The following is a 17,944-nucleotide window of genomic DNA, read 5'->3' as shown; positions in this document are numbered from 1 at the left end:
AATATCAACTGACCGAACTCGATCCGGCTCTGGTGTCGCGGTTCAATCTCTACGAGTTTGTGCCGACGGTGGAAGATTTGCTGCTTTGGGCTGCCGGGCAGGATATAGATTCACGGGTGCTGACGTTTATCCAACAGCATCCGGAGTATCTTGATGGTGACAATCCGGATGCGGATGCGGCGATCGCCACCGCAGGCTCGATCAAAACCCCCGATCGTCGCGCTTGGGTCAAAGTCGCGGATTTTGTTGGCAACCATACAAAGCTGGAAGAGATTCACTTCAAACTGATTGCTGGTATGGTGGGGAGTCGGGCTAGTATAGCCTTTCGCCAAAGCCTCCCTACTCAAAGGGGGCTGGGGCCTGAGCAACTCCTGTTGCAATATTCTAAGTATTCCAGACAGCTCAAAGAACTGGAGATTCAGGACTTTGCGAGTTTGAACGAACAGGTCTTGCTCTGCCTCAATACCGGGCATTGCCCCGAAACAAAAGCGGATAATGCCCGCAAAAATCTGTTGAAATATCTCCAGTATCTCCGTAAGGCTAAACAACAGGAGGCGATAGCTCATTTTTCCTCTCTCGTTCAAAGCCCCAAATTTAGCGATGCCATGAGGTTTGTCGCTGAATCAATAGAGCTGATTGACTTTTTATCAGAGTATTTGGAAGGGATTGAGGTTTGAGCATTGACTTAATCAAAAAATAACGATATAATAGATTATTAACCGTACTATTGGACAGACTGTGTTCATGCATACATGAAATCCATCAGAACCAAACTTAAATTAAATAATAAGCAAAAAACCCTCTTGGCTCAACATGCAGGCTATAGCAGATGGTGCTATAATTGGGGGTTAAGTTTGTGGAACGCGGCATACACGGCTGGCTATAAACCCAATGCTCGTAAGCTTAGAGAAGTTTTTACTAATCACACAAAACCTCTTTATCCTTGGATGAAAAATTTGTCCTCTAGGGTTTACCAATATGCTTTTCCTACGGAATGCTGCGCAAACGTCAACTTAGGTGAAGCGTTCAAAAGGTTCTTTAAAGGATTAGGAAGATACCCAAAGTTTAAGAAGAAAGGTAGGTCTGATTCTTTCACAATTGATAATTCACCGAAAGCCAATAGAATTAAACGGATGGAATCATAAGCTACCTTTTATTGGTATTGTCAGAACTTATGAATCAATTGAAGCAACAACTAAAAAAATAACTATTAGTAGACAAGCTTCGGATTGGTACCTCAGTTGTAGCTATGAATTTCATTCTCACGCTACACAAAAAAAAACTGATGTCATCGGTGTGGATTTAGGTGTAAAAACCTTGGCTACATTAAGTGATGGAAAAGTATTTGAAAGCGTGAGGTCGTATCAGAAGTTTGAAGCTAAGTTGTCTCGGCTGCAATACCTAAATCGTCATAAAGAGGTGGGTTCTGCTAACTGGAAAAAGACACAACTAAAGATAGCGGCATTGCATAGAAAAGTAGTAAACATCCGTCAAGACGCACTTCATAAATTGACAACATACTTAGCTAAAAACCACGGTAGTGTTGTCATCGAAGATTTGAACGTCAGGGGTATGTTAGCCAATCATAAGCTAGCGAAATCAATAGCAGACCAAGGATTTTACGAATTTAGGCGACAGCTTAAATATAAATGTCAATGGTACGGTTGTGATTTAGTAGTAGTAGATAGATTCTTTCCATCATCAAAGACTTGTTCTAACTGCGGTCATGTCCAAGATATGCCCTTGCATCTGAGAACTTATGACTGCCCAGATTGTGGGTTGTCAATCTTATTGAGATTTAAACGCCAGTATAAATTTAAGAAATGCGGTCGCCTCGACCGTGAATGCCTGTGCATGAATGCCTGTGGATGAGTAACCGCCGACGGCCTTAGGGACGTTTAGCTAACGCACAACTCCGTTAACGCTGCGCGACATGAAACGCATTTTTGCCTGTGCAACGTCCGTACAGCAGGAAGTAAACATCGGGTTGTTACATTATGTAATGCTTTGTATCAGTTTTATGGAGCAGTCTTTGGCTTTCCCGGAATTGCAACTGAGCGCCGCGGAGATTTTTGTGGCCAAAACTATTTAAAATGCGATATGAGAACAAAACCGATCGCCCGTCACCGCATTGCTCGGATTGTGGAAAAGTGGCTGCTTGTTGAGCCACTGTTGCTGGCTACCTGGACCAGTCACGCCTTAGTCTCTGAGCCACGCATTCAAACGATTCGCGTTCAACGGGGCAGGATTGAGTACAATCCAGAGTTTATTGAGCAGTTGAGCGATCGCCACTTGGAAGCCACCCTGCGCTTTGAAGCACTACGAATTATTCTGAAACACCCCTACAGTCGCCGCCAAGCTCACTCGAAGATTAGCTATGCTGCCAGCAATTTAACGCTCCAGGAATATTTGCAAACTGAGCTGCCGTTTCCTCGGGCGCGGGATGTCTTTGGCGATAGCAGCTACGATCGACAATTCTTCGAGTTTTACTACCATCAGTTGCTCGATCAACAGTCCCCCAGTCCGGAGGAGGCAGCCTCTGGAACGCCGGGAGCAGGGACGGGGAAAACTGATGCTGCACCTGCGTCCGGAACGTCTGGATCTGCTCAATCTGAATCATTTGAACCTGAATTCGTAGAGGAATCCGATCCGACTTCAGACTCCAGCGTTCGCCCCCCAGACCTCCTCTCGGTCTATACCGACGCCACTCTTAGCGGTGTTGAAAATACTAACCAGTGGGATCGAGATGAATTGTTGATCGATCGCCTGGATGAGCTAGTGAGAATGGATCAAGCTAATGACAGTTGGGGCAGCATTGGGGGCAAGTTGCGGGAACAGATTTTGGCGAATCTGCACCCCAAGCTGGATTATCGGGCGGTTTTGCGTAAGTTTCGCACCTCTATCCTCAGCCAACAACGGCGGCTAACCCGGATGAAACCGAATCGCCGTTATGGGTTCGCCTATATGGGCAGTCGTCGTGACTTTACCACCCGATTGCTCTTTGCCATTGATGTGAGTGGCTCGATGGGGACAGAGGAGCTACGGCAGGGGTTTTCGGTGGTAAATCGCTTTTTTAATTATGGTGTGCAGGCGATCGATGTGATTCAATTTGATGCTGAGATTACAACTGATGTGATGACGTTCCGTCGCGCCCAACGGGAAGTCCAGTTAACGGGACGAGGCGGGACGAATTTTGACCCGGTTTTGGCGTATCTGGAGGAACATCGGGATTACGATGGTCTGATCGTTTACACTGATGGTTATGCTCCTTGCCCCGCACCGCCTCAGAATCGGCGTACTCGTATTCTGTGGTTGTTTGTGAGTGAGGCGCATTACCGGAGTTGTTATCCCAAGCTACAGCATCTGGGGCAAGGAGCTTATTTGAAAGCTTAACCCTGTGCAATCAATCCGCTCTCGATTGCACAGGGTTAAGCTTTGGCAGCAAAAGTGCTTCAACAGAGCAATTGGACATGGCGAATTGCGGTGCGACCCTGCTGAGGTATATAGAACCCATTTGGGCTCTATGATTGGGAGTAGGGGAGTGTGGGGAGTGTGGGGAGATTACCTAAGTACCTGGACAGAATTAATTTAATATTTTGGCGGTGGTAGGCAAGAGTCAATAGGTAAAAGCTAAAGGGAATATAGCCGATTAGTAAATACACGGCAAATATACAAATAATTTTGTCTACCTACTTATTGCTATTGGAGGTATATTGGAGATTTTTTTCACCTTGATGCCGCGCTTCCTACAGATGACTCCGCTCCTCAAAAATTTAATCGCGGGCAAAGATACGGTTAGGCTTCTATAGGGAATATGTTAAGTTTTGAAAAGTTGGCTTGTGTGTCAAGCAGCATTGCATTACTATCTACCTAAAACGTGGTAGAAGTTTCCTGTACGGAGTGTTACCTGCACTTGCCAGATAACACCCAGATTACCGGAGTTATCCTGCAACTGCTTGATAATCAGGCTATCAGAGGAATTAGACCACAAGTGCAATCTAATACACTGTTAGCTTTTATTGAAAAAAGTCAACATGTAATATGAAGGATACTGAAAATGAGCAACGAGTATAACGATGTAGTGGTAGACCACACTTATGATAAAAAAGCCGATATATTGATTATTACGGCTCTCTATGAAGAAAGAAAATGGGTGCAGAGAGTTTTTAGCACAGAATGGAGGGATGTTAAGCGAGAGGGCACTATATATCAAGTATGTGATTACCAGATTAACGATCGTGTACTCAAGGTAGTTGTGGTCTCTCAACTCCAGATGGGCATGCCTCATGCCGCGATTCTGTCCACGAAAAGCTTGGTCTTGTGGTCTCCTGCACTGGTTGTGATGACAGGTATCTGTGCTGGTGTTAGGGGGAATGTTAATCTCGGTGATTTAATCATTGCTAACAAAGTTTTTGATTATGGCTCGGGTAAAGTGGTAGATGGTAAGTTACGTCCAGCTTTTGAACCAGTCTTGGTTGATGCTTGGCTTTGGCAATTGTTAGAAGTTTTCCGGAATGACAAGGGTATGGGTGAGGCTATTCACGCAGAATACCCGCTAGAGGATCGTCCCCAAGACCCTTTGACTATTCACATTGGCTCAATAGGTAGTGGTGCCGCCGTAGTGGCAGATTCTAATGTTGTGGAAGGAATTCTTTCTGCTGAGAGAAAGCTATTAGGGCTAGATATGGAGTCTTATGCTGTGGCTCTGGCAACCAGTATGAGTACGACATCGTCCCGACGAACTGAGTCGTTTATCGTTAAGGGAGTGGTCGATTTTGCTGACCAACAGAAAAATGATTCATATCACGAATATGCCTGCTATGCGAGTGCAGCTTTTACCAAACGTTTTGTCGATCGCTATTATGTTGAGCTTGTGGTAGACAACAGTTAAGTCAGTTCGTTATCGCTCCCTTTAGCTACAATTTTGGCGTTGGAAATTTTAGGGATGATATCCAAATAAGCCGATAACTGAAAGTTTTTTTTGGTATAGGTTTCAAATATCGGCGATCGCGCCGGTCTGCCCACAATTTTACAACGCCAAAATTTTCCTCAATACGCCCTAAACATCATAAATGATCGCGTCCTCCAGCCCCGCTTCCCGAAACCCTTTCAACCGCAAATGAACAGAACATGGATATATACAGGTCTGAATCATCAAGATACGAAAATATTATTTATCCAATTTTAAGAGAAGTTTATATGCGAAAATATTATTTATCCAATTTTAAGAGAAGTTGATAAAAGTTTTATTGATAAGTATACTTTTTGGAGCCACAAATCCATAACATACGATGCTAAACTAAATGGAGCGCCTGATTACTTGTTCTCAACAAAATCAGAGTTAGGTAAAACTGTTTTGGGTTTTCCAATCGTCATTGTTGTTGAAGCAAAAAAGAATGATTTTAGTAGGGAGTAGGGAGTAGGGAAAAACTTTTTCGTACTCTAATATTCATCATCAGTCTATACCTTAATCAATTCTTCCTTTGGGATAGAACCCATTTGATATCTTTTTACTTTGATTTTTCTTTCTACAACATTCGCTATCAAAGCTACAGTATTCTTAGTTGAATAAAAAGCCATGTATATAGTCAAATAACCCCAGTTAATCTTTATTATATCACAAAAATTGTCAGGATGCAACGGAAAATCCTTTGACGCGCCGATTTTTTTTCAGGAGCTGAGGAATGGGGGCAATGTCTCGCTGAGTTGATTGCCGTGCAAAAATTAAATAAAGCCCAGGAACTTCCTGTGTATGGGATAGTAACGGATGGAGAATTATGGCAATTTGGAAAATTAGTATCCGATGAATTTACAAAAAGCAAGTTGAGAATTACTATTACCGATTTAGATAAAATTTTCGGAACGATAAGTTTTTTATTGTCAAGCAAAAGGGAAGCAGATTTGAATTAAACTCGGTTTTTTCTTGCCTTCAACACCAAAGTTTAAGAGCACCCCATGTCCTTTATTAAACAGGACTTACGCACGAGGTACGAAAAACTAGGATTTGAGATTGCTTAAGAGTCGGTCGCTTCGGACGAAAATACGTTGTACTGCGTAAGTCCTATTAAAAATAAAATAGAGAGTCTCTCTCATCCCCTCTGCCATCAAAGATTTGAAGAGGGTTAAATTTGGGTGAAATTAGCTGGATCTTGATCGCGTCGATCGCGCACCGGAATGGGTATTCCTTGGCGATAGCCAGATAGAGCTGCCGTGGTTTCTAATGCTTCTCTCAGTCGTTTGGCGGCATAAATGGACATATCTCTCGGTACACTAATCCGATCGCGTAGGTAGCGTAGGGCTGGATCGGAAGCAGATGGTGGCGGACAGAGTTCTCCTGTTATCATGTAAGTCAGAGCGCAACGCAAGGCTTCATCAAAAAGGCGATCGTCGGCTGGATTAACGCGAATGATATTATGACGATGCTTGATCGTCCGTTGCAGAGCTTCTGCTCGAGAAGTTTCTGGTTCTGGATACATCACATCTGGTAATCCGAACCAAGGACCACAATCGACTCGCTTTTGATTAATCTCAGTTTGAGATTCTTGGTTACGATAACATCCCCCCATTTGCGGTGGTAAATCGTGGGCATGGGTATGAAAATCGCTTTGTGTTCCTCTATAGGTGGATCGGGTTTCCATAGCATCAAACCAATCAGAGAACTTTGGATTTTCTTCTCGCAATGAATAGCCTTTGTAGTAGTAGAGGCTAGCATTCATCCGCTCGACATAGGGAGTAAAAACCACATCAACTATACCAAATTCTTCCAGAAAATAAGGTCCTGGAGTATTGGCCAGAGCTGCTTCAACTTGAGCCACGATGGAGGTAAATTGATCTCGACTGCGTTGATCGTCCCTTTGCGACCGCGTGGGGTAGCACAACCAAGTACACCAGCCACGAAAGAGAAGGCGTTCTAGCTGGCGCAGAGGCAGCGCTCGGCGATCGCCCATTCCTACCTGATTTAATGGGCCAAATGCGTTTTCTAATGCTAATAAGATATCATCACTTTCTGTAATTACCTGACCGTCAAGTTCTAGTGCAGGAAGCATTCCCGACCGCACCTTTTGCTTATACCACTTTTCTTTCGTTCCATAACAGAACATAGTGACTTTCTCTATACGGTACGGAATCTGCTTTTCCTCTAACCACAGCCACACTTTTTGGCAATAAGGACACCAAGCATGATGATCGCGATAAAGAGTAACTCGCACATCTGATTCGGCTTGTCCAAACAGCCGTAATCTAGCTTGGGAATTGGTTGGTCCGTTCACCGTATCTCGCTCAAATGTGGCGAGTTGTTGTAGTTTTTCCCAACTCAAAGGCAAAGATTTGGTCGATCTCATAAGCTACTGCTCCATAAAACTGATACAAAGCGTCACATAACGTAACAACTTGATGTTTACTTCCTGCTGTAGGGACGTTGCATGCAACGTCCCTACGAGGCCGTCGGCGGTTTCTCATCCACAGGTATTAACGGTCAAGCCGACCGCATGTCTCAAATTTATACTAGCATTTAAATCTCAATAAGATTGACAAGCCACACTCTGGGCAATCATAAGTCCTCAAATGCAATGGCATATCTTGAACATGACCACAATTCGAGCAAGTTTTTGAGGACGGGAAAAACCTATCAGCTACTACTAACTCAGAACCGTACCACTGAGTTTTATATTCTAACTGCCTACGAAATTCATAAAACCACTATCTGCTAACTGATTTAGCTAGCTTATGGTTAGCCATCATTCCAGAGACATTAAGGTCTTCAATAACAACATGGCCGTGGTTCTTGGCTAAATGTGTTGTCAATTTATGAAGTGCATCTTTGCGGATGTTTCGCTGCGCGACATGAAAAGCTACTCGTCTGTGCTGTCTAGCTAGCTTGATTACAGCGTTGTGCCAGTTATTTGAATGTTTTACTTTCCTGCTCAGTTCGCGTTGCAATTTTGCTAGTTTATCTTGAGCTGTACGGTAAGGTTTAATGCTTGGGAAAGCTTGACCAGTACTTAGTGTTGCTAGCGTTTTTACCCCTAAATCAACACCTACAACATCAGTAATTTTTGGTGTGGGAGTTGCACTAAATTCATAGCTCAAACTTAAGTACCAATTGCCCGCTTGTCTACTAATGGTTATTTTTTGAGTAGTCGCCTCAATTGGCTCATAAGTCTTAACCCAACCAATAAAAGGTAATTTATGACTCCATCCGTTTAATTCCACTGGCTTTCCACAATTATCAATTGTGAAAGAATCTGATCTGCCTTTCTTCTTAAACCGTGGACGTTTACCCAACCCTTGAAAAAACCTTTTAAATGCTTCACCCAAGTTTCTTGATGTGCATATTGGTAAACTTTAGATGACAGGTTTTTCATCCAGGGATAAAGAGGTTTTGTGTGATTGGTAAAAACCTCTCTCAGTTTACGGGCGTTGGGCTTATAACCATCCTTGTAAGCAGCATTCCATAAACTTAAACCCCAGTTATAAACCCACCTTGAATAACCTGCGTGTTGGGCTAAGAACGTTTTTTGCTTATTATTTAGTTTAAGTTTGGTTTTGATTGACTTGTACATACTTCATGGTCGCTTTCTATTTGAGTTTTATATTTTCTCAAGCCATATAGCCGACTTGAAAAACAATAGAGTATTGCCAAAATATCCTCAAGCATTTCTGCTTCTGGAGATAAATCATCGAGTATAGCTTGGCTCTAGAATTTCCCAATAATAGCATAAACCGGAAAGTGACAAAAGAGAGATAGAAGTTATTCATAGCTTTTAGTGATTATAAAACTATTGCTCAAGTTCAAGAAGAATATAATATCAAGTATTTGGAAGCAGACTTTATTGAAATTACCGCTCTAAAACCTTCTGATTTTTTTGTTAAGGAATTAAGGCTGCACTGGGAAAAATTGTAAAATATAAGTCTTAATCAAATCAGAGGCGCTATAAATGTCTAAATCTAGTCAAGTTTTAATTGATGCTTTTCTCACTGAACGTAATACACCAAATCCTCTCGGTGACCGTAGTCCTACCTGGGGTCGTCATGTAGACGATCTTTCTCTCGTCGATCCTGGAGAAATTGCAGAAAGTGTTGTGGTTATTGAACCCTGGGAGCATGTTGGCGAACGACCGAAGGATAAGGTTGGGGTCATTGCATCAGAGAACGTGGCCTATATTGTCGATCAAATCCTGGGTTTACCCACCCTTATTGTGCCCGCTTGGAAGCATGGTATTTCTGACCTAAAGCGCTTTGCTTCCCTGGCAAGCGTAGCCAAACTTATAGTATTGGAAGGGGGCGAACCGGATGTTCATGTAAAAGATACTTTTTCGCCAGCATTTCCTCGTTCAGATGCTACGCAACTGATTGTTGAATTCCTCTTAAAACAGGTGCCTTTCATTGGCATTTGTCTCTCTCATCAGCTTACGGCGCAGGCCCATGTAGAATTAATCCGTGAATCTGTGGATCGTCTAGAAAAATCACAACAACCAGCGTTTGTTGCTGTCAGTCGTCGTATTGCCGAGATTGCAAATAGCCTAAAGGTCGAAAAGAGTTACGGTACTGTTGCCAAATCTTGGAACGATGAATCATTTGCCGTTGCGAAGAATGAAGAAATTAGCCATTCTAATACAAGGTTATACCCCTACCGGGATATCGAACTTCCCCATGTTCCAACTGAAATCACGGAGGCATATCGTGTAGTAGCAAAACGTTTTGATGCCATTATTGATGTAGCACTCCAGTACGAGAACGATATGCACATTCAGGCATTTCATGGCAACGAAGTATCAGAAGAATCAATACGCTTCGTATGTTGGGCTTATCAGCAAATTCACCATGCGATCACTGCTTACAGCGTTGAAGCAGCCTCGAATCTCGACCTACAAAGCCTAATGTCTGCACCTATTGGTGTCGAAATTTTAGCTTCAACACATACTCAAAGTGGCAATCCGCTATGTGAGGTTGCAGCAACCGGTATTTATTGGGAGAACGGCCGGAACGCACTAACTACGCAGTTTCACCCAGAACTTGATGAATCCTTAATAACCGCATCTGAAGGTTGGGCACTTTCCTGGGAAGATATGAAAAATTCTGACGGAATTCGTTTGTTAGCACGTATGCTTCAGTCAGCTCTCTAAAAATGAGTAATATCAAATCCGGTAGTATCGGTATAAAAAAGCGTAGAAACCGGGTTTGTTTTAAATCCTCCGCTGTATAACTGAACTTCCCACAAACCGGGTTTCTTATAACACACGGTTCCCGAAAAATCATATTTCTCGGGAACCGTAACTAACGGAATGGAGAACTACCACCAGACTATAGTTTCGAGATCTTGTCAGACACATTGGTAGATTAATCTAGAATTTTTCGCGGCAAATTTATATTTCAGAATATTGTAGAGATAGAGAAAAATTTAACTTCCCCGGCGGGAAGTCCCGCGCTTTCGGTTAGGGGAGCGTCGTATGGGAAAGCCGGACTAGCGTGTGCGATTTTCCCATAGTCCTGTTTGCTATAGCTATTGACAATTTGGTTGTCCATGGCGAGAAAGCAATATAATTACCGTTTAGCTGAAAGGTTAAACTGGTTTGAACTCACGCGCACACCAGTACAGCATTGTCCTCTTAATGTTTCAGTAGTAGGGACGTTCGCATTTTTGTTGAGTTGGCCGGTAACGAAAATGCGAACGTCCCTACACTGGATTTATTAAAATATCCCTGAATTTAGAATACAAACACGTATGGGGCAGAAAAAAGGACAGTAATGGTAATCCGATCACAAAAAAAGGGGATAAGCGCGCGAATATAGTTAATGGTTATGTCTTGTGGGAAACTGTTCAACTAGCAGATTTAACACAGACTAAAAAACTATTTCCTGAATATAAGTCTATGCACTCCCAGGTATTGCAAGATGTAATCCAGCGCGTACAAACTGCGATGGATAACTTGTGCCTTACCTGATAAACACGGTAAAACCAGTGGCAGACCGAAATTCAAGGGTAAACATTATTATAATTCCTTCAGCTATCCTCAGTTCTCAAATGCCATACCCGTCAAAAATGCCAATGGTCAATATTGTGTCAATTTACCAAAGATTGGCTTAGTCCCTTTAGTATAAAATCGCCCAATACCAGTAAGAGGCGTTGCATATTTGTGGGATGAATTAGTGTGGTCCGTGTGGTCCGTGTGGTCCGTGTGGTCCGTGTTGGGTCTTTTGCCTCCTGGAATTATAGCCTTAGAGAAAGAGGAAGTAAAAGATGGAATTTACCTTTTGTGCAAAGATTCATCCCAAGGTTTCAGCAACGCCCAGTAAGATTCAAGGTTAAAGCAGGTACAGTCATCCGTGAAGCAGACGGATGGTATATTAGCTTCACGATAGAAGACAAAACAGTACCTGTAGAGGTTGGAGAAATCCAGCCCACCTGGGAAAACTCATGCATGTATTGATTTAGGATTGCTGCACTATGCTGTCACATCTGATGGCGAGTTTATAGAAGTGCCTAAGTTTTTTAGGCTCTCTGAACATCGGCTGTCTAAAGTTCAAGTGAGATTGGCTAAAAGACGAAAACATTCAAAGTCTTGGAAGATTCTCAAGGGTAAAATAGCTAAACTCCATCAACTAATAGCTAGACAACTTTTGGATTGGCAATTCAAGCTGGCTTATCATTTGTTCAGTGATGTAAGCGTGATATTTTTAGAAGACCTACAAATAGCTTCTTTAGTTAGACGTTGCAAAGCTAAATTAGATGACAATGGTCAGTTTTTGCCCAATGGTCAATCAGCTAAGTCAGGATTAAATAAATCTTTGCAGGATGCAGCCTTTGGCCAGTTTATTCAAGTGTTAGAGTATGTTGCGTGGAAACTTGGCAAGAGAATTATCAAAGTAGATCCAAGAGGTACATCTCAACACTGTTGGGAATGCTTGAATAAAGTCTCTAAAAGCTTATCTGAGCGTTTCGCTGCGCGACATGAAAGGCATTCATGTCCTAAATGTGGACAGGAACTAGACAGAGACTATAACTCAGCACTCCTAATACAAAAAATAGGATTGCTATCAACACAGGGGGAGGACATCACCTCACACGCGCGCAGCGGTCAGAGTTTCTCTGACTGAAGAATCCCGCGTTGTCCCGTAAGGGCAACGTCGGGAGTATGTCAAAACTATTATGAATTACACACCCAAAATCGCTACCAAAGAGTAGAATTGAATGAGGGAAGTTTATTGGTTCCGCAGATAGAACTCAGTCTGGGTTTGTGGCAAGGTAGTTATAATAAGAGAGATAGACTCTGGTTACGATGGATGACTCTGGAAGGAGATTTGATACCGACTCTAGAAGAGGAGGCAGCAGCAGCTAAACAAAGAGCTACCAATGCCGAACAACGAGCTATTAATGCGGAACAAGAAGAAGCAGCAGCTAAACAACAAGCTACTGAGGCCAAAAAACAAAACGATCGCTTGGTAGCGAAACTGCGAGAGTTAGGTATCATTGCTGAGGAGTTCAGTTAAATAGTCAGGACTTACGCAGAAACCGGGTTGATCGACGAAACCTTGTGGTTTTAACAACAATAATCAGGGAAATAAACCTAGTTTCTTAGTTGGTTTGGGTAAGTCCTGATTGTATTACGGTGACTAATTCTTCGGATTTAATAAAAGTTTTCCTACTTGTTTAACCCAATTAATAATCGTTGCATAGTAAAGCTCTCGAATAATAAAAAGTTAAATCAATTATCCCACAGAAATCATCAATTATTTCCCACTACTCCCTGCTCCCTATTCCCTCTTTTCTAGTGTAATAAAACCATATTTTTCAAATACAGCTTTTGCCTCTGGGGTAAACATAAATTTTTCTAGTTGTTCAGCAGCTTCAATATTTTTACTATCTTTAATTATTGCAATAGGATAAACTACTGGTGTATGATATTTTTCCGGTGCATTAGCAACAATTTTTACTTGATTTGAAGCGTTAGTATCTGTTCGATAAACAATGCCAGCATCAACATTTCCTGTTGCTACATAATTTACTATTTGACGTACATTTTTTGCAAAAACTATTTTCGGTTCTACTGCTTTATAAATACCGAGAGAAGTTAAAACTTCTTTGCCATATTTTCCGGCTGGAACACTTTTTGGTTCGCCAATAGATATTTTACTAATAGCGTCTTTTGTTAAATCTTGAAATGTGTTAACTAAAGCTGTATTTTCTTGGGGAACTATTAACACCATTTGATTTTTCAGTAAGTCGCGACGACTTTCATCTATGATGAGACCTTTTTCTTGCAACATATTAATATGAGAAGGAGATGCAGAGATAAATAAATCTACTGGCGCACCTTGTTCAATTTGTTGTCGTAGAGAACCAGAAGAAGCTAAGTTTAATGTTAAAGAAATATTAGTTTTTTGTTGTTCATAAATAGGTTTGATTTCTGTCATTACATCTTTGAGGCTAGCTGCTGCTGAAACTGTTAAATTTATTCTGGAAGTGGTAGACTGAGAAGATGAATTATTGGTATTTTGGCTGCAACTAATTATTAATAAACAAGCAAGTATGGCTATAAATTTTAAAGTCGCGATCGCTATTTTTTTCATATCTATTACTCCAATGTTGAATTTTTCTCAAAGTTATTAATATTGTAGAGTTTTTTTTGTTAACATTTCACGAGTGAAGAATTTCATATTTGGAGCTTAAATATGAAGATTAGCGCTCGTAATACTTTTAAAGGTACTGTTAAAAAGGTAGTAACTGGGACTGTAGATAATGCCTGTTCAACAATCTTGATCAGTCGTCGATTTAATCTTTGATCTGGTAATCCTGTGTCTTTCAATTCTTCTTCTGCCCAAGACTGTATTGAGAATAATTTCCTTTAATTTAGTTTTGCGGTTATGATTCAATGATCATAAGCGATTCAGAAGATAACGGTAAGGCATAGTTCTCTAGATATAGAAGCAGAAGGTTCGTTAAACAATTCTAAAGACTTGCCCACCGTCCCCATATTAATGATATGGGGACGGTGGGCAAAATTATTGATTAAGGATGATAATCCACTGATAAGGATAATTCCTTAAGATAACATAATCACAGGCCAAACTCAGGTTTGATCTGAGCTACCCAAGTTTTAATGCGCCCTTCCGTTAATTCTGATTGGTTATCTTCATCGAGGGCTAACCCGACAAAGACTCTTGGCTTTTGTAGCTTTCCTTCAGGAGTTCTGAGATAAGCTTTAGAGGTTATTGTACCCTCGTAACTCTTATCTTTTGGCCAGTTACCAACGGTTGTTCCTCCTTTGCCACTGATTTTCTCTTCGAGGATGCCCATAGCATCCTGAAAGTTACCACAATAGCCAATTTGATCTCCTGTACCAAAATAAGCAACTTTTTTGCCAGTGAAATCAATACCGTCTAGGTCATCATATATGGCGGCCCAGTCGTCTTGTAATTCTCCAGTGTTCCAGGTTGAACTGCCGATAATCAGGTAATCATATTCAGCAAGATCTTCTGGTGAGCAGTCAGAAATCTCCTTGACTTCTACAACGTCATCACCACCGAATTCTGCTTGAATCGCTTCGGCTGCATCTCCAGTTTTGCCTGTGGTTGTCCCATAAAATAAACCGATCTTACTCATGTTTCTTCCGTGTCCTTATTGCTAATAAATTTCATTAGTTGCCTGAAATTAATCTAGAATAATTTTCAATAAGTGTCAAGACCTTATGTTGTGTTTTCGCAACAAGAACACTAATATATATAAGCAGTACTTACCCATGGGTACTATATATAGTCAAAACAAACTATAACGTTATAGTTTTTGAACCCTACATATATGGTCTATGCGTAAGTCCTAATAAGGTTACTTTAGTGTGCCTTATCACTACTTGAGCCATAAAAAAAGCATTAGCCACTTATGCTATCGTAGGATGGAGATTACTATGGTTGTTATACGAGGGCAGAAATAATCCCGATATGAGTAGTTATAGTCATTCTAAATAAGACTGGGACGAATGTTTCTTTCCTTGAAAGGGTTTCAGCCAAAAAAGTGTTTCATCCTTATTTGAAATGACTATAATTAGTATTCAGTTAAGATGAGTTGCAATCGTTATATTGCTATATACATAAAAAAAGTGTTCCCCCCAATGTAGCTCCACCGATAAAAACGGTAATTATTTGGATTGCAAAGCTGGGAGGATTTTTGGACAGAAAAAAAGACGGAGAACCAGGAATAAAATGTTTATGGAAAGGATTAAGACGTTTGTTTGACATTGCCCAGAGTTGGAAGTTGGCGAAATCCTCGTCTGAAGATGATTTCAAGATTTAACGGTAAGCCATAGGATATTATAGTGGCAACTGATTAACATTACTAAGAAAATGCAACCAAAGATTTTATAAGCCAAAAATTTAATAGGGACGTTCCATGGAACGTCCCTACGATAATGATTATTTACAAGTTGTGTTAGACTAAATAAGCTTCTTGGTGAGTTTTGATAACGCAATCAGATTTTGGTTTGGCTACACACAATAATACCCACCCTTTTTCTACCTGTTCGTCGTCTAAGAAGTTTTGGTCTTCTTGATCGACTTCTCCTTCCGTTATTCTTGCAGCACAACTAGAACAAGACCCGGCGCGACAAGAAGAAGGGAATTCTAAATCGGGATATTCTTCTTCTGCCACATCAAGTATATATGAATCCTCATCAACTTCGATGGTGACATCAATTTCAGGGGGTTGCTTTTTCTTACCTTTGATTAGTTGTACTTTGTAAGTAGCCATTAGTTACTTATATCCTCCTTTTTTTTAGTTGTACTTAATCTCAAAAAAACTTGGTTAACTGCAAGGTACTCCTGTTGGGGTGCAGCCACCTGCCTGGAAAGACTTGCCGCAACTACAAGTTTCTGTGGCGTTAGGGTTAATAAACTTTAAGCCGCTTTCTGTTAAACCTTCAATGTAGTCAACTACAACTCCGTCTAGCAAAGGCGCACTTATTGGGTCGATAAAAATCTGTAACTTATCTTTTTCGAGGAGCAAATCATCTGCCTTGGGAGCGTTAGCAATATTTAAGGAATATTGATAACCACTGCAACCTCCATCCACAACAGAGATGCGGATGCCTTTATTTGAGTCTTGCAGGAACTTGGTAAGTTTTTCGGCAGCTTTTTCTGTTAAACTCAGAGTCATAATTTTGAGGGAAAATAATTTAGACTTACCGATGAAATAATTACCCAGATAGGCGACATCCGCCTCTGTTCTGGAGTGATTTGGTGGTTTAAGGAAAAATGGTAATTTGAGAAGCAATAATTAATCAGGCTAACACTAAAACCTATTCTATTGTAGAAAAATGCACCCTGACTTTTGAAAATTCTAGTCTTAGTGTTAGCCCGATCATACTGCAATCGCTATTGCGATCGCATATCCTAAAATGTTTTTAAACTTCTCGTTTCTAACAATTCCATACTTATAAAATAAACCAAAGTTCTAACTACAAACTGTTCGCAGTGATAACTTCTGTGGTTGAATTCTTCCCAATACCTGTGGACGCAGCTTTTAATTCTTTGGTGAGAGAACCACAAACCTGACAGTTGGGGTCATGGTAGGGGCGACGCTTGGCAAATTCCATGCCATCCAAATCCATTGTTAGCAGTTGTGACCACAGGGGTTTACTAAATCGTGTAATTTGTTTGATGGCTTCTGAAGCTGCTAAACAAGCTAGAGTTCCAGAAACTATCCCCAATACTCCGAACCCACGTCTATCCCAGTTTGGTTTTTCTGGGAACAGACAAGACAAACATGGAGTTTTACCAGGAACTATGGTGGTTAAGTAGGCTTCCATACTATTCATGGCAGCTTCCACCATTGGTTTGCGCCAACGTACACAGGCAGCATTGAGTAAATTCCGTTCGTCAAAGTTGTGGGCGCAGTCTAGGGCAATATCAGCAGACTGTACCAATGCGTCTACATTTTCAGCCGTAACATATTCGGGTACTGCTTCTATCTCAACGTCTGGGTTAATGGCAGATAGAGTTTCCTTGGCTTTGTCTACTCGAACTTTACCAACCCAATCATCTGTCATCAAGATTTGACGGTTCATGTCATCAAGTCGCAGTTCCCCACCTCGGACTAAAATCAGTTTCCCAACACCTGCTACTGCTAAATACAGTGCTACTGTGCCACCTAACCCACCGACTCCAGTTACTAATGCAGTTGTTGACTTGAGTCGCTGTTGTGCTTCCTCACCAAAACCTGGAAGCATCATTTGACGACTATAACGTTCTAATTCTTTGGGTGTGAGCTTGGAGGTCATTTTCCTTAATTGATAATGGATAATGAATAATGGATAATGAAAACTATCTCTAATTATCAATTATCGATTTAAAAGGAGAGGGTTTAAACCTAGATTCGATTAATTATCAATCATCAATTATCCATTTTTTCTCCTTACTCAGCACCAATTTCTGTTAATTTAACTACGTCGTTATGTTCTTGTTGGAATACTGGAAATACTTTTTGTTCTTGAGCGTTAGATGTCAAGAAAGTTTTATAAGCTGATTCTAATGCTGCTTTATATGCAGTTATTTTTTCTGCTTCAGCAAGTTCTTTTTTTTCGTCAACTTCTGCAATTGCTACAGAAAACGTTTTTAATATATGGAGGCGATTTACATTTACAGTTGTTTGGTCGAAAGGAATTTCAAAAAAGTTAAGAAAATCTTCGGCATCGACAAGTTTTTGGAAGTCTGTTAATGTTTTCATTTGATGAACCCCTATCAATTTGAGTAGTAGCTATTTCTATTATTTGATTATAGACACAAATCAAAATAGTTATGGTCTATTTTAATTTTATTTAAGATTCTAGGACTTATATCATCTCTGGATAATCAGTGATAAAAAAGTTTTTGTTTGTAGTTGGGATTTAGCCCTAAGATAGATAGGGCTGAATCCCAACTACGAACTTTAATTCTAACTATTTAACAGACATGA

Annotated in this window: 18 protein-coding genes and 2 pseudogenes; 10 read left to right on the top strand and 10 right to left on the bottom strand. The window is 40.9% G+C overall.

Annotation, left to right across the window (positions count from 1 at the left end; genetic code table 11):
* From F6K22_RS08040 to F6K22_RS08015, 5 genes and pseudogenes are all read left to right on the top strand, one after another.
* On the top strand, positions 1-677 hold a 677-nt coding region (locus F6K22_RS08040; protein ID WP_293095593.1), incomplete at its 5' end, for a hypothetical protein.
* 75 nt (positions 678-752) lie between these two features.
* Positions 753-1,858 (top strand): annotated as a pseudogene (locus F6K22_RS08030) (RNA-guided endonuclease InsQ/TnpB family protein).
* Between the two features lie 149 nt (positions 1,859-2,007).
* A complete protein-coding gene (locus F6K22_RS08025) occupies positions 2,008-3,393 on the top strand; it encodes a vWA domain-containing protein (protein ID WP_293095586.1) in 1,386 nt (461 codons plus the stop codon).
* A 664-nt stretch (positions 3,394-4,057) separates the two neighbouring features.
* Positions 4,058-4,891 carry a 5'-methylthioadenosine/S-adenosylhomocysteine nucleosidase family protein gene (locus F6K22_RS08020; protein ID WP_293095584.1) on the top strand — a complete coding sequence of 278 codons (834 nt, stop codon included), beginning with the start codon at positions 4,058-4,060 and terminating at the stop codon, positions 4,889-4,891.
* A gap of 824 nt (positions 4,892-5,715) precedes the next feature.
* Positions 5,716-5,910 carry a hypothetical protein gene (locus tag F6K22_RS08015; RefSeq protein ID WP_293095582.1) on the top strand — a complete coding sequence of 65 codons (195 nt, stop codon included), beginning with the start codon at positions 5,716-5,718 and terminating at the stop codon, positions 5,908-5,910.
* 212 nt (positions 5,911-6,122) lie between these two features.
* On the opposite strand, the gene F6K22_RS08010 is transcribed toward F6K22_RS08015, so the two are convergent.
* The 3 genes and pseudogenes from F6K22_RS08010 to F6K22_RS43050 all read right to left on the bottom strand — a co-directional run bounded on the left by F6K22_RS08010 (position 6,123) and on the right by F6K22_RS43050 (position 8,561).
* Entirely contained in the window at positions 6,123-7,340 is a 1,218-nt protein-coding gene (locus F6K22_RS08010; protein WP_293095580.1) for a glutathione S-transferase family protein, read from the bottom strand.
* Positions 7,279-7,458, bottom strand: a complete 180-nt coding sequence (locus F6K22_RS08005) for a hypothetical protein (RefSeq protein WP_293095578.1) — start codon at positions 7,456-7,458, stop codon at positions 7,279-7,281. The genes F6K22_RS08010 and F6K22_RS08005 overlap by 62 nt, the downstream gene beginning before the upstream one ends.
* Positions 7,455-8,561 (bottom strand): annotated as a pseudogene (locus tag F6K22_RS43050) (RNA-guided endonuclease InsQ/TnpB family protein). Before F6K22_RS43050 ends, F6K22_RS08005 begins: the two are co-directional and overlap by 4 nt.
* Positions 8,562-8,936: 375 nt before the next feature.
* Between F6K22_RS43050 and F6K22_RS07980 the strand changes: the two are divergent.
* From F6K22_RS07980 to F6K22_RS07965, 4 genes are all read left to right on the top strand, one after another.
* Positions 8,937-10,124 (top strand): glutamine amidotransferase-related protein, encoded by a 1,188-nt coding sequence (locus F6K22_RS07980; RefSeq protein WP_293095571.1) that lies wholly within the window; start codon positions 8,937-8,939, stop codon positions 10,122-10,124.
* A 1,026-nt stretch (positions 10,125-11,150) separates the two neighbouring features.
* Entirely contained in the window at positions 11,151-11,429 is a 279-nt protein-coding gene (locus F6K22_RS07975; RefSeq protein WP_293095568.1) for a hypothetical protein, read from the top strand.
* Positions 11,386-12,096 (top strand): RNA-guided endonuclease InsQ/TnpB family protein, encoded by a 711-nt coding sequence (locus F6K22_RS07970; RefSeq protein WP_363273074.1) that lies wholly within the window; start codon positions 11,386-11,388, stop codon positions 12,094-12,096. The genes F6K22_RS07975 and F6K22_RS07970 overlap by 44 nt, the downstream gene beginning before the upstream one ends.
* A gap of 108 nt (positions 12,097-12,204) precedes the next feature.
* Positions 12,205-12,489, top strand: a complete 285-nt coding sequence (locus F6K22_RS07965; protein WP_293095563.1) for a hypothetical protein — start codon at positions 12,205-12,207, stop codon at positions 12,487-12,489.
* A 264-nt stretch (positions 12,490-12,753) separates the two neighbouring features.
* On the opposite strand, the gene modA is transcribed toward F6K22_RS07965, so the two are convergent.
* The 3 genes from modA to F6K22_RS07955 all read right to left on the bottom strand — a co-directional run bounded on the left by modA (position 12,754) and on the right by F6K22_RS07955 (position 14,602).
* The gene (modA, locus tag F6K22_RS07960; protein WP_293095561.1) at positions 12,754-13,569 is read right to left on the bottom strand and encodes a molybdate ABC transporter substrate-binding protein; all 816 of its coding nucleotides are present in this window, start codon (positions 13,567-13,569) and stop codon (positions 12,754-12,756) included.
* Positions 13,570-13,652: 83 nt separating this feature from the next.
* Positions 13,653-13,829 carry a transposase DNA-binding-containing protein gene (locus F6K22_RS41805; protein WP_363273079.1) on the bottom strand — a complete coding sequence of 59 codons (177 nt, stop codon included), beginning with the start codon at positions 13,827-13,829 and terminating at the stop codon, positions 13,653-13,655.
* A gap of 227 nt (positions 13,830-14,056) precedes the next feature.
* Positions 14,057-14,602 carry a flavodoxin gene (locus tag F6K22_RS07955; RefSeq protein ID WP_293095558.1) on the bottom strand — a complete coding sequence of 182 codons (546 nt, stop codon included), beginning with the start codon at positions 14,600-14,602 and terminating at the stop codon, positions 14,057-14,059.
* Between the two features lie 459 nt (positions 14,603-15,061).
* Here F6K22_RS07955 and F6K22_RS41800 point away from each other — a divergent pair, with 459 nt between their 5' ends.
* Positions 15,062-15,289, top strand: a complete 228-nt coding sequence (locus tag F6K22_RS41800) for an IS4 family transposase (RefSeq protein WP_363273071.1) — start codon at positions 15,062-15,064, stop codon at positions 15,287-15,289.
* A gap of 135 nt (positions 15,290-15,424) precedes the next feature.
* Here the strand turns inward: F6K22_RS41800 and F6K22_RS07950 are convergent, their stop codons facing one another.
* The 4 genes from F6K22_RS07950 to nifW all read right to left on the bottom strand — a co-directional run bounded on the left by F6K22_RS07950 (position 15,425) and on the right by nifW (position 17,716).
* Positions 15,425-15,742: a 2Fe-2S iron-sulfur cluster-binding protein gene (locus F6K22_RS07950; RefSeq protein ID WP_293095555.1), complete on the bottom strand. Its 318-nt coding sequence runs from the start codon at positions 15,740-15,742 to the stop codon at positions 15,425-15,427.
* Positions 15,743-15,796: 54 nt separating this feature from the next.
* Positions 15,797-16,264, bottom strand: coding sequence for a HesB/IscA family protein (locus F6K22_RS07945; RefSeq protein WP_293095552.1), 468 nt, complete (start codon positions 16,262-16,264; stop codon positions 15,797-15,799).
* Between the two features lie 184 nt (positions 16,265-16,448).
* Positions 16,449-17,270, bottom strand: a complete 822-nt coding sequence (locus tag F6K22_RS07940; RefSeq protein WP_293095549.1) for a HesA/MoeB/ThiF family protein — start codon at positions 17,268-17,270, stop codon at positions 16,449-16,451.
* Positions 17,271-17,404: 134 nt separating this feature from the next.
* Positions 17,405-17,716, bottom strand: a complete 312-nt coding sequence (gene nifW / locus F6K22_RS07935) for a nitrogenase-stabilizing/protective protein NifW (protein WP_293095546.1) — start codon at positions 17,714-17,716, stop codon at positions 17,405-17,407.
* Positions 17,717-17,944: the final 228 nt, after the last annotated feature.

This window comes from Okeania sp. SIO2F4, from assembly GCF_010672385.1.
GTDB lineage: Bacteria > Cyanobacteriota > Cyanobacteriia > Cyanobacteriales > Microcoleaceae > Trichodesmium.
This window is presented reverse-complemented; position numbering and strand designations above follow the sequence as displayed.

What these genes read in the sequence shown, in the direction of transcription:
- F6K22_RS08020 (WP_293095584.1), top strand. Translation starts at nt 4,058, where the DNA reads ATGAGCAACGAGTATAACGATGTAGTGGTAGACCACACTTATGATAAA.
- F6K22_RS08010 (WP_293095580.1), bottom strand. Translation starts at nt 7,340, where the DNA reads ATGAGATCGACCAAATCTTTGCCTTTGAGTTGGGAAAAACTACAACAA.
- F6K22_RS08005 (WP_293095578.1), bottom strand. Translation starts at nt 7,458, where the DNA reads ATGAGAAACCGCCGACGGCCTCGTAGGGACGTTGCATGCAACGTCCCT.
- F6K22_RS07980 (WP_293095571.1), top strand. Translation starts at nt 8,937, where the DNA reads ATGTCTAAATCTAGTCAAGTTTTAATTGATGCTTTTCTCACTGAACGT.
- modA (WP_293095561.1), bottom strand. Translation starts at nt 13,569, where the DNA reads ATGAAAAAAATAGCGATCGCGACTTTAAAATTTATAGCCATACTTGCT.
- F6K22_RS07955 (WP_293095558.1), bottom strand. Translation starts at nt 14,602, where the DNA reads ATGAGTAAGATCGGTTTATTTTATGGGACAACCACAGGCAAAACTGGA.
- F6K22_RS07950 (WP_293095555.1), bottom strand. Translation starts at nt 15,742, where the DNA reads ATGGCTACTTACAAAGTACAACTAATCAAAGGTAAGAAAAAGCAACCC.
- F6K22_RS07940 (WP_293095549.1), bottom strand. Translation starts at nt 17,270, where the DNA reads ATGACCTCCAAGCTCACACCCAAAGAATTAGAACGTTATAGTCGTCAA.
- nifW (WP_293095546.1), bottom strand. Translation starts at nt 17,716, where the DNA reads ATGAAAACATTAACAGACTTCCAAAAACTTGTCGATGCCGAAGATTTT.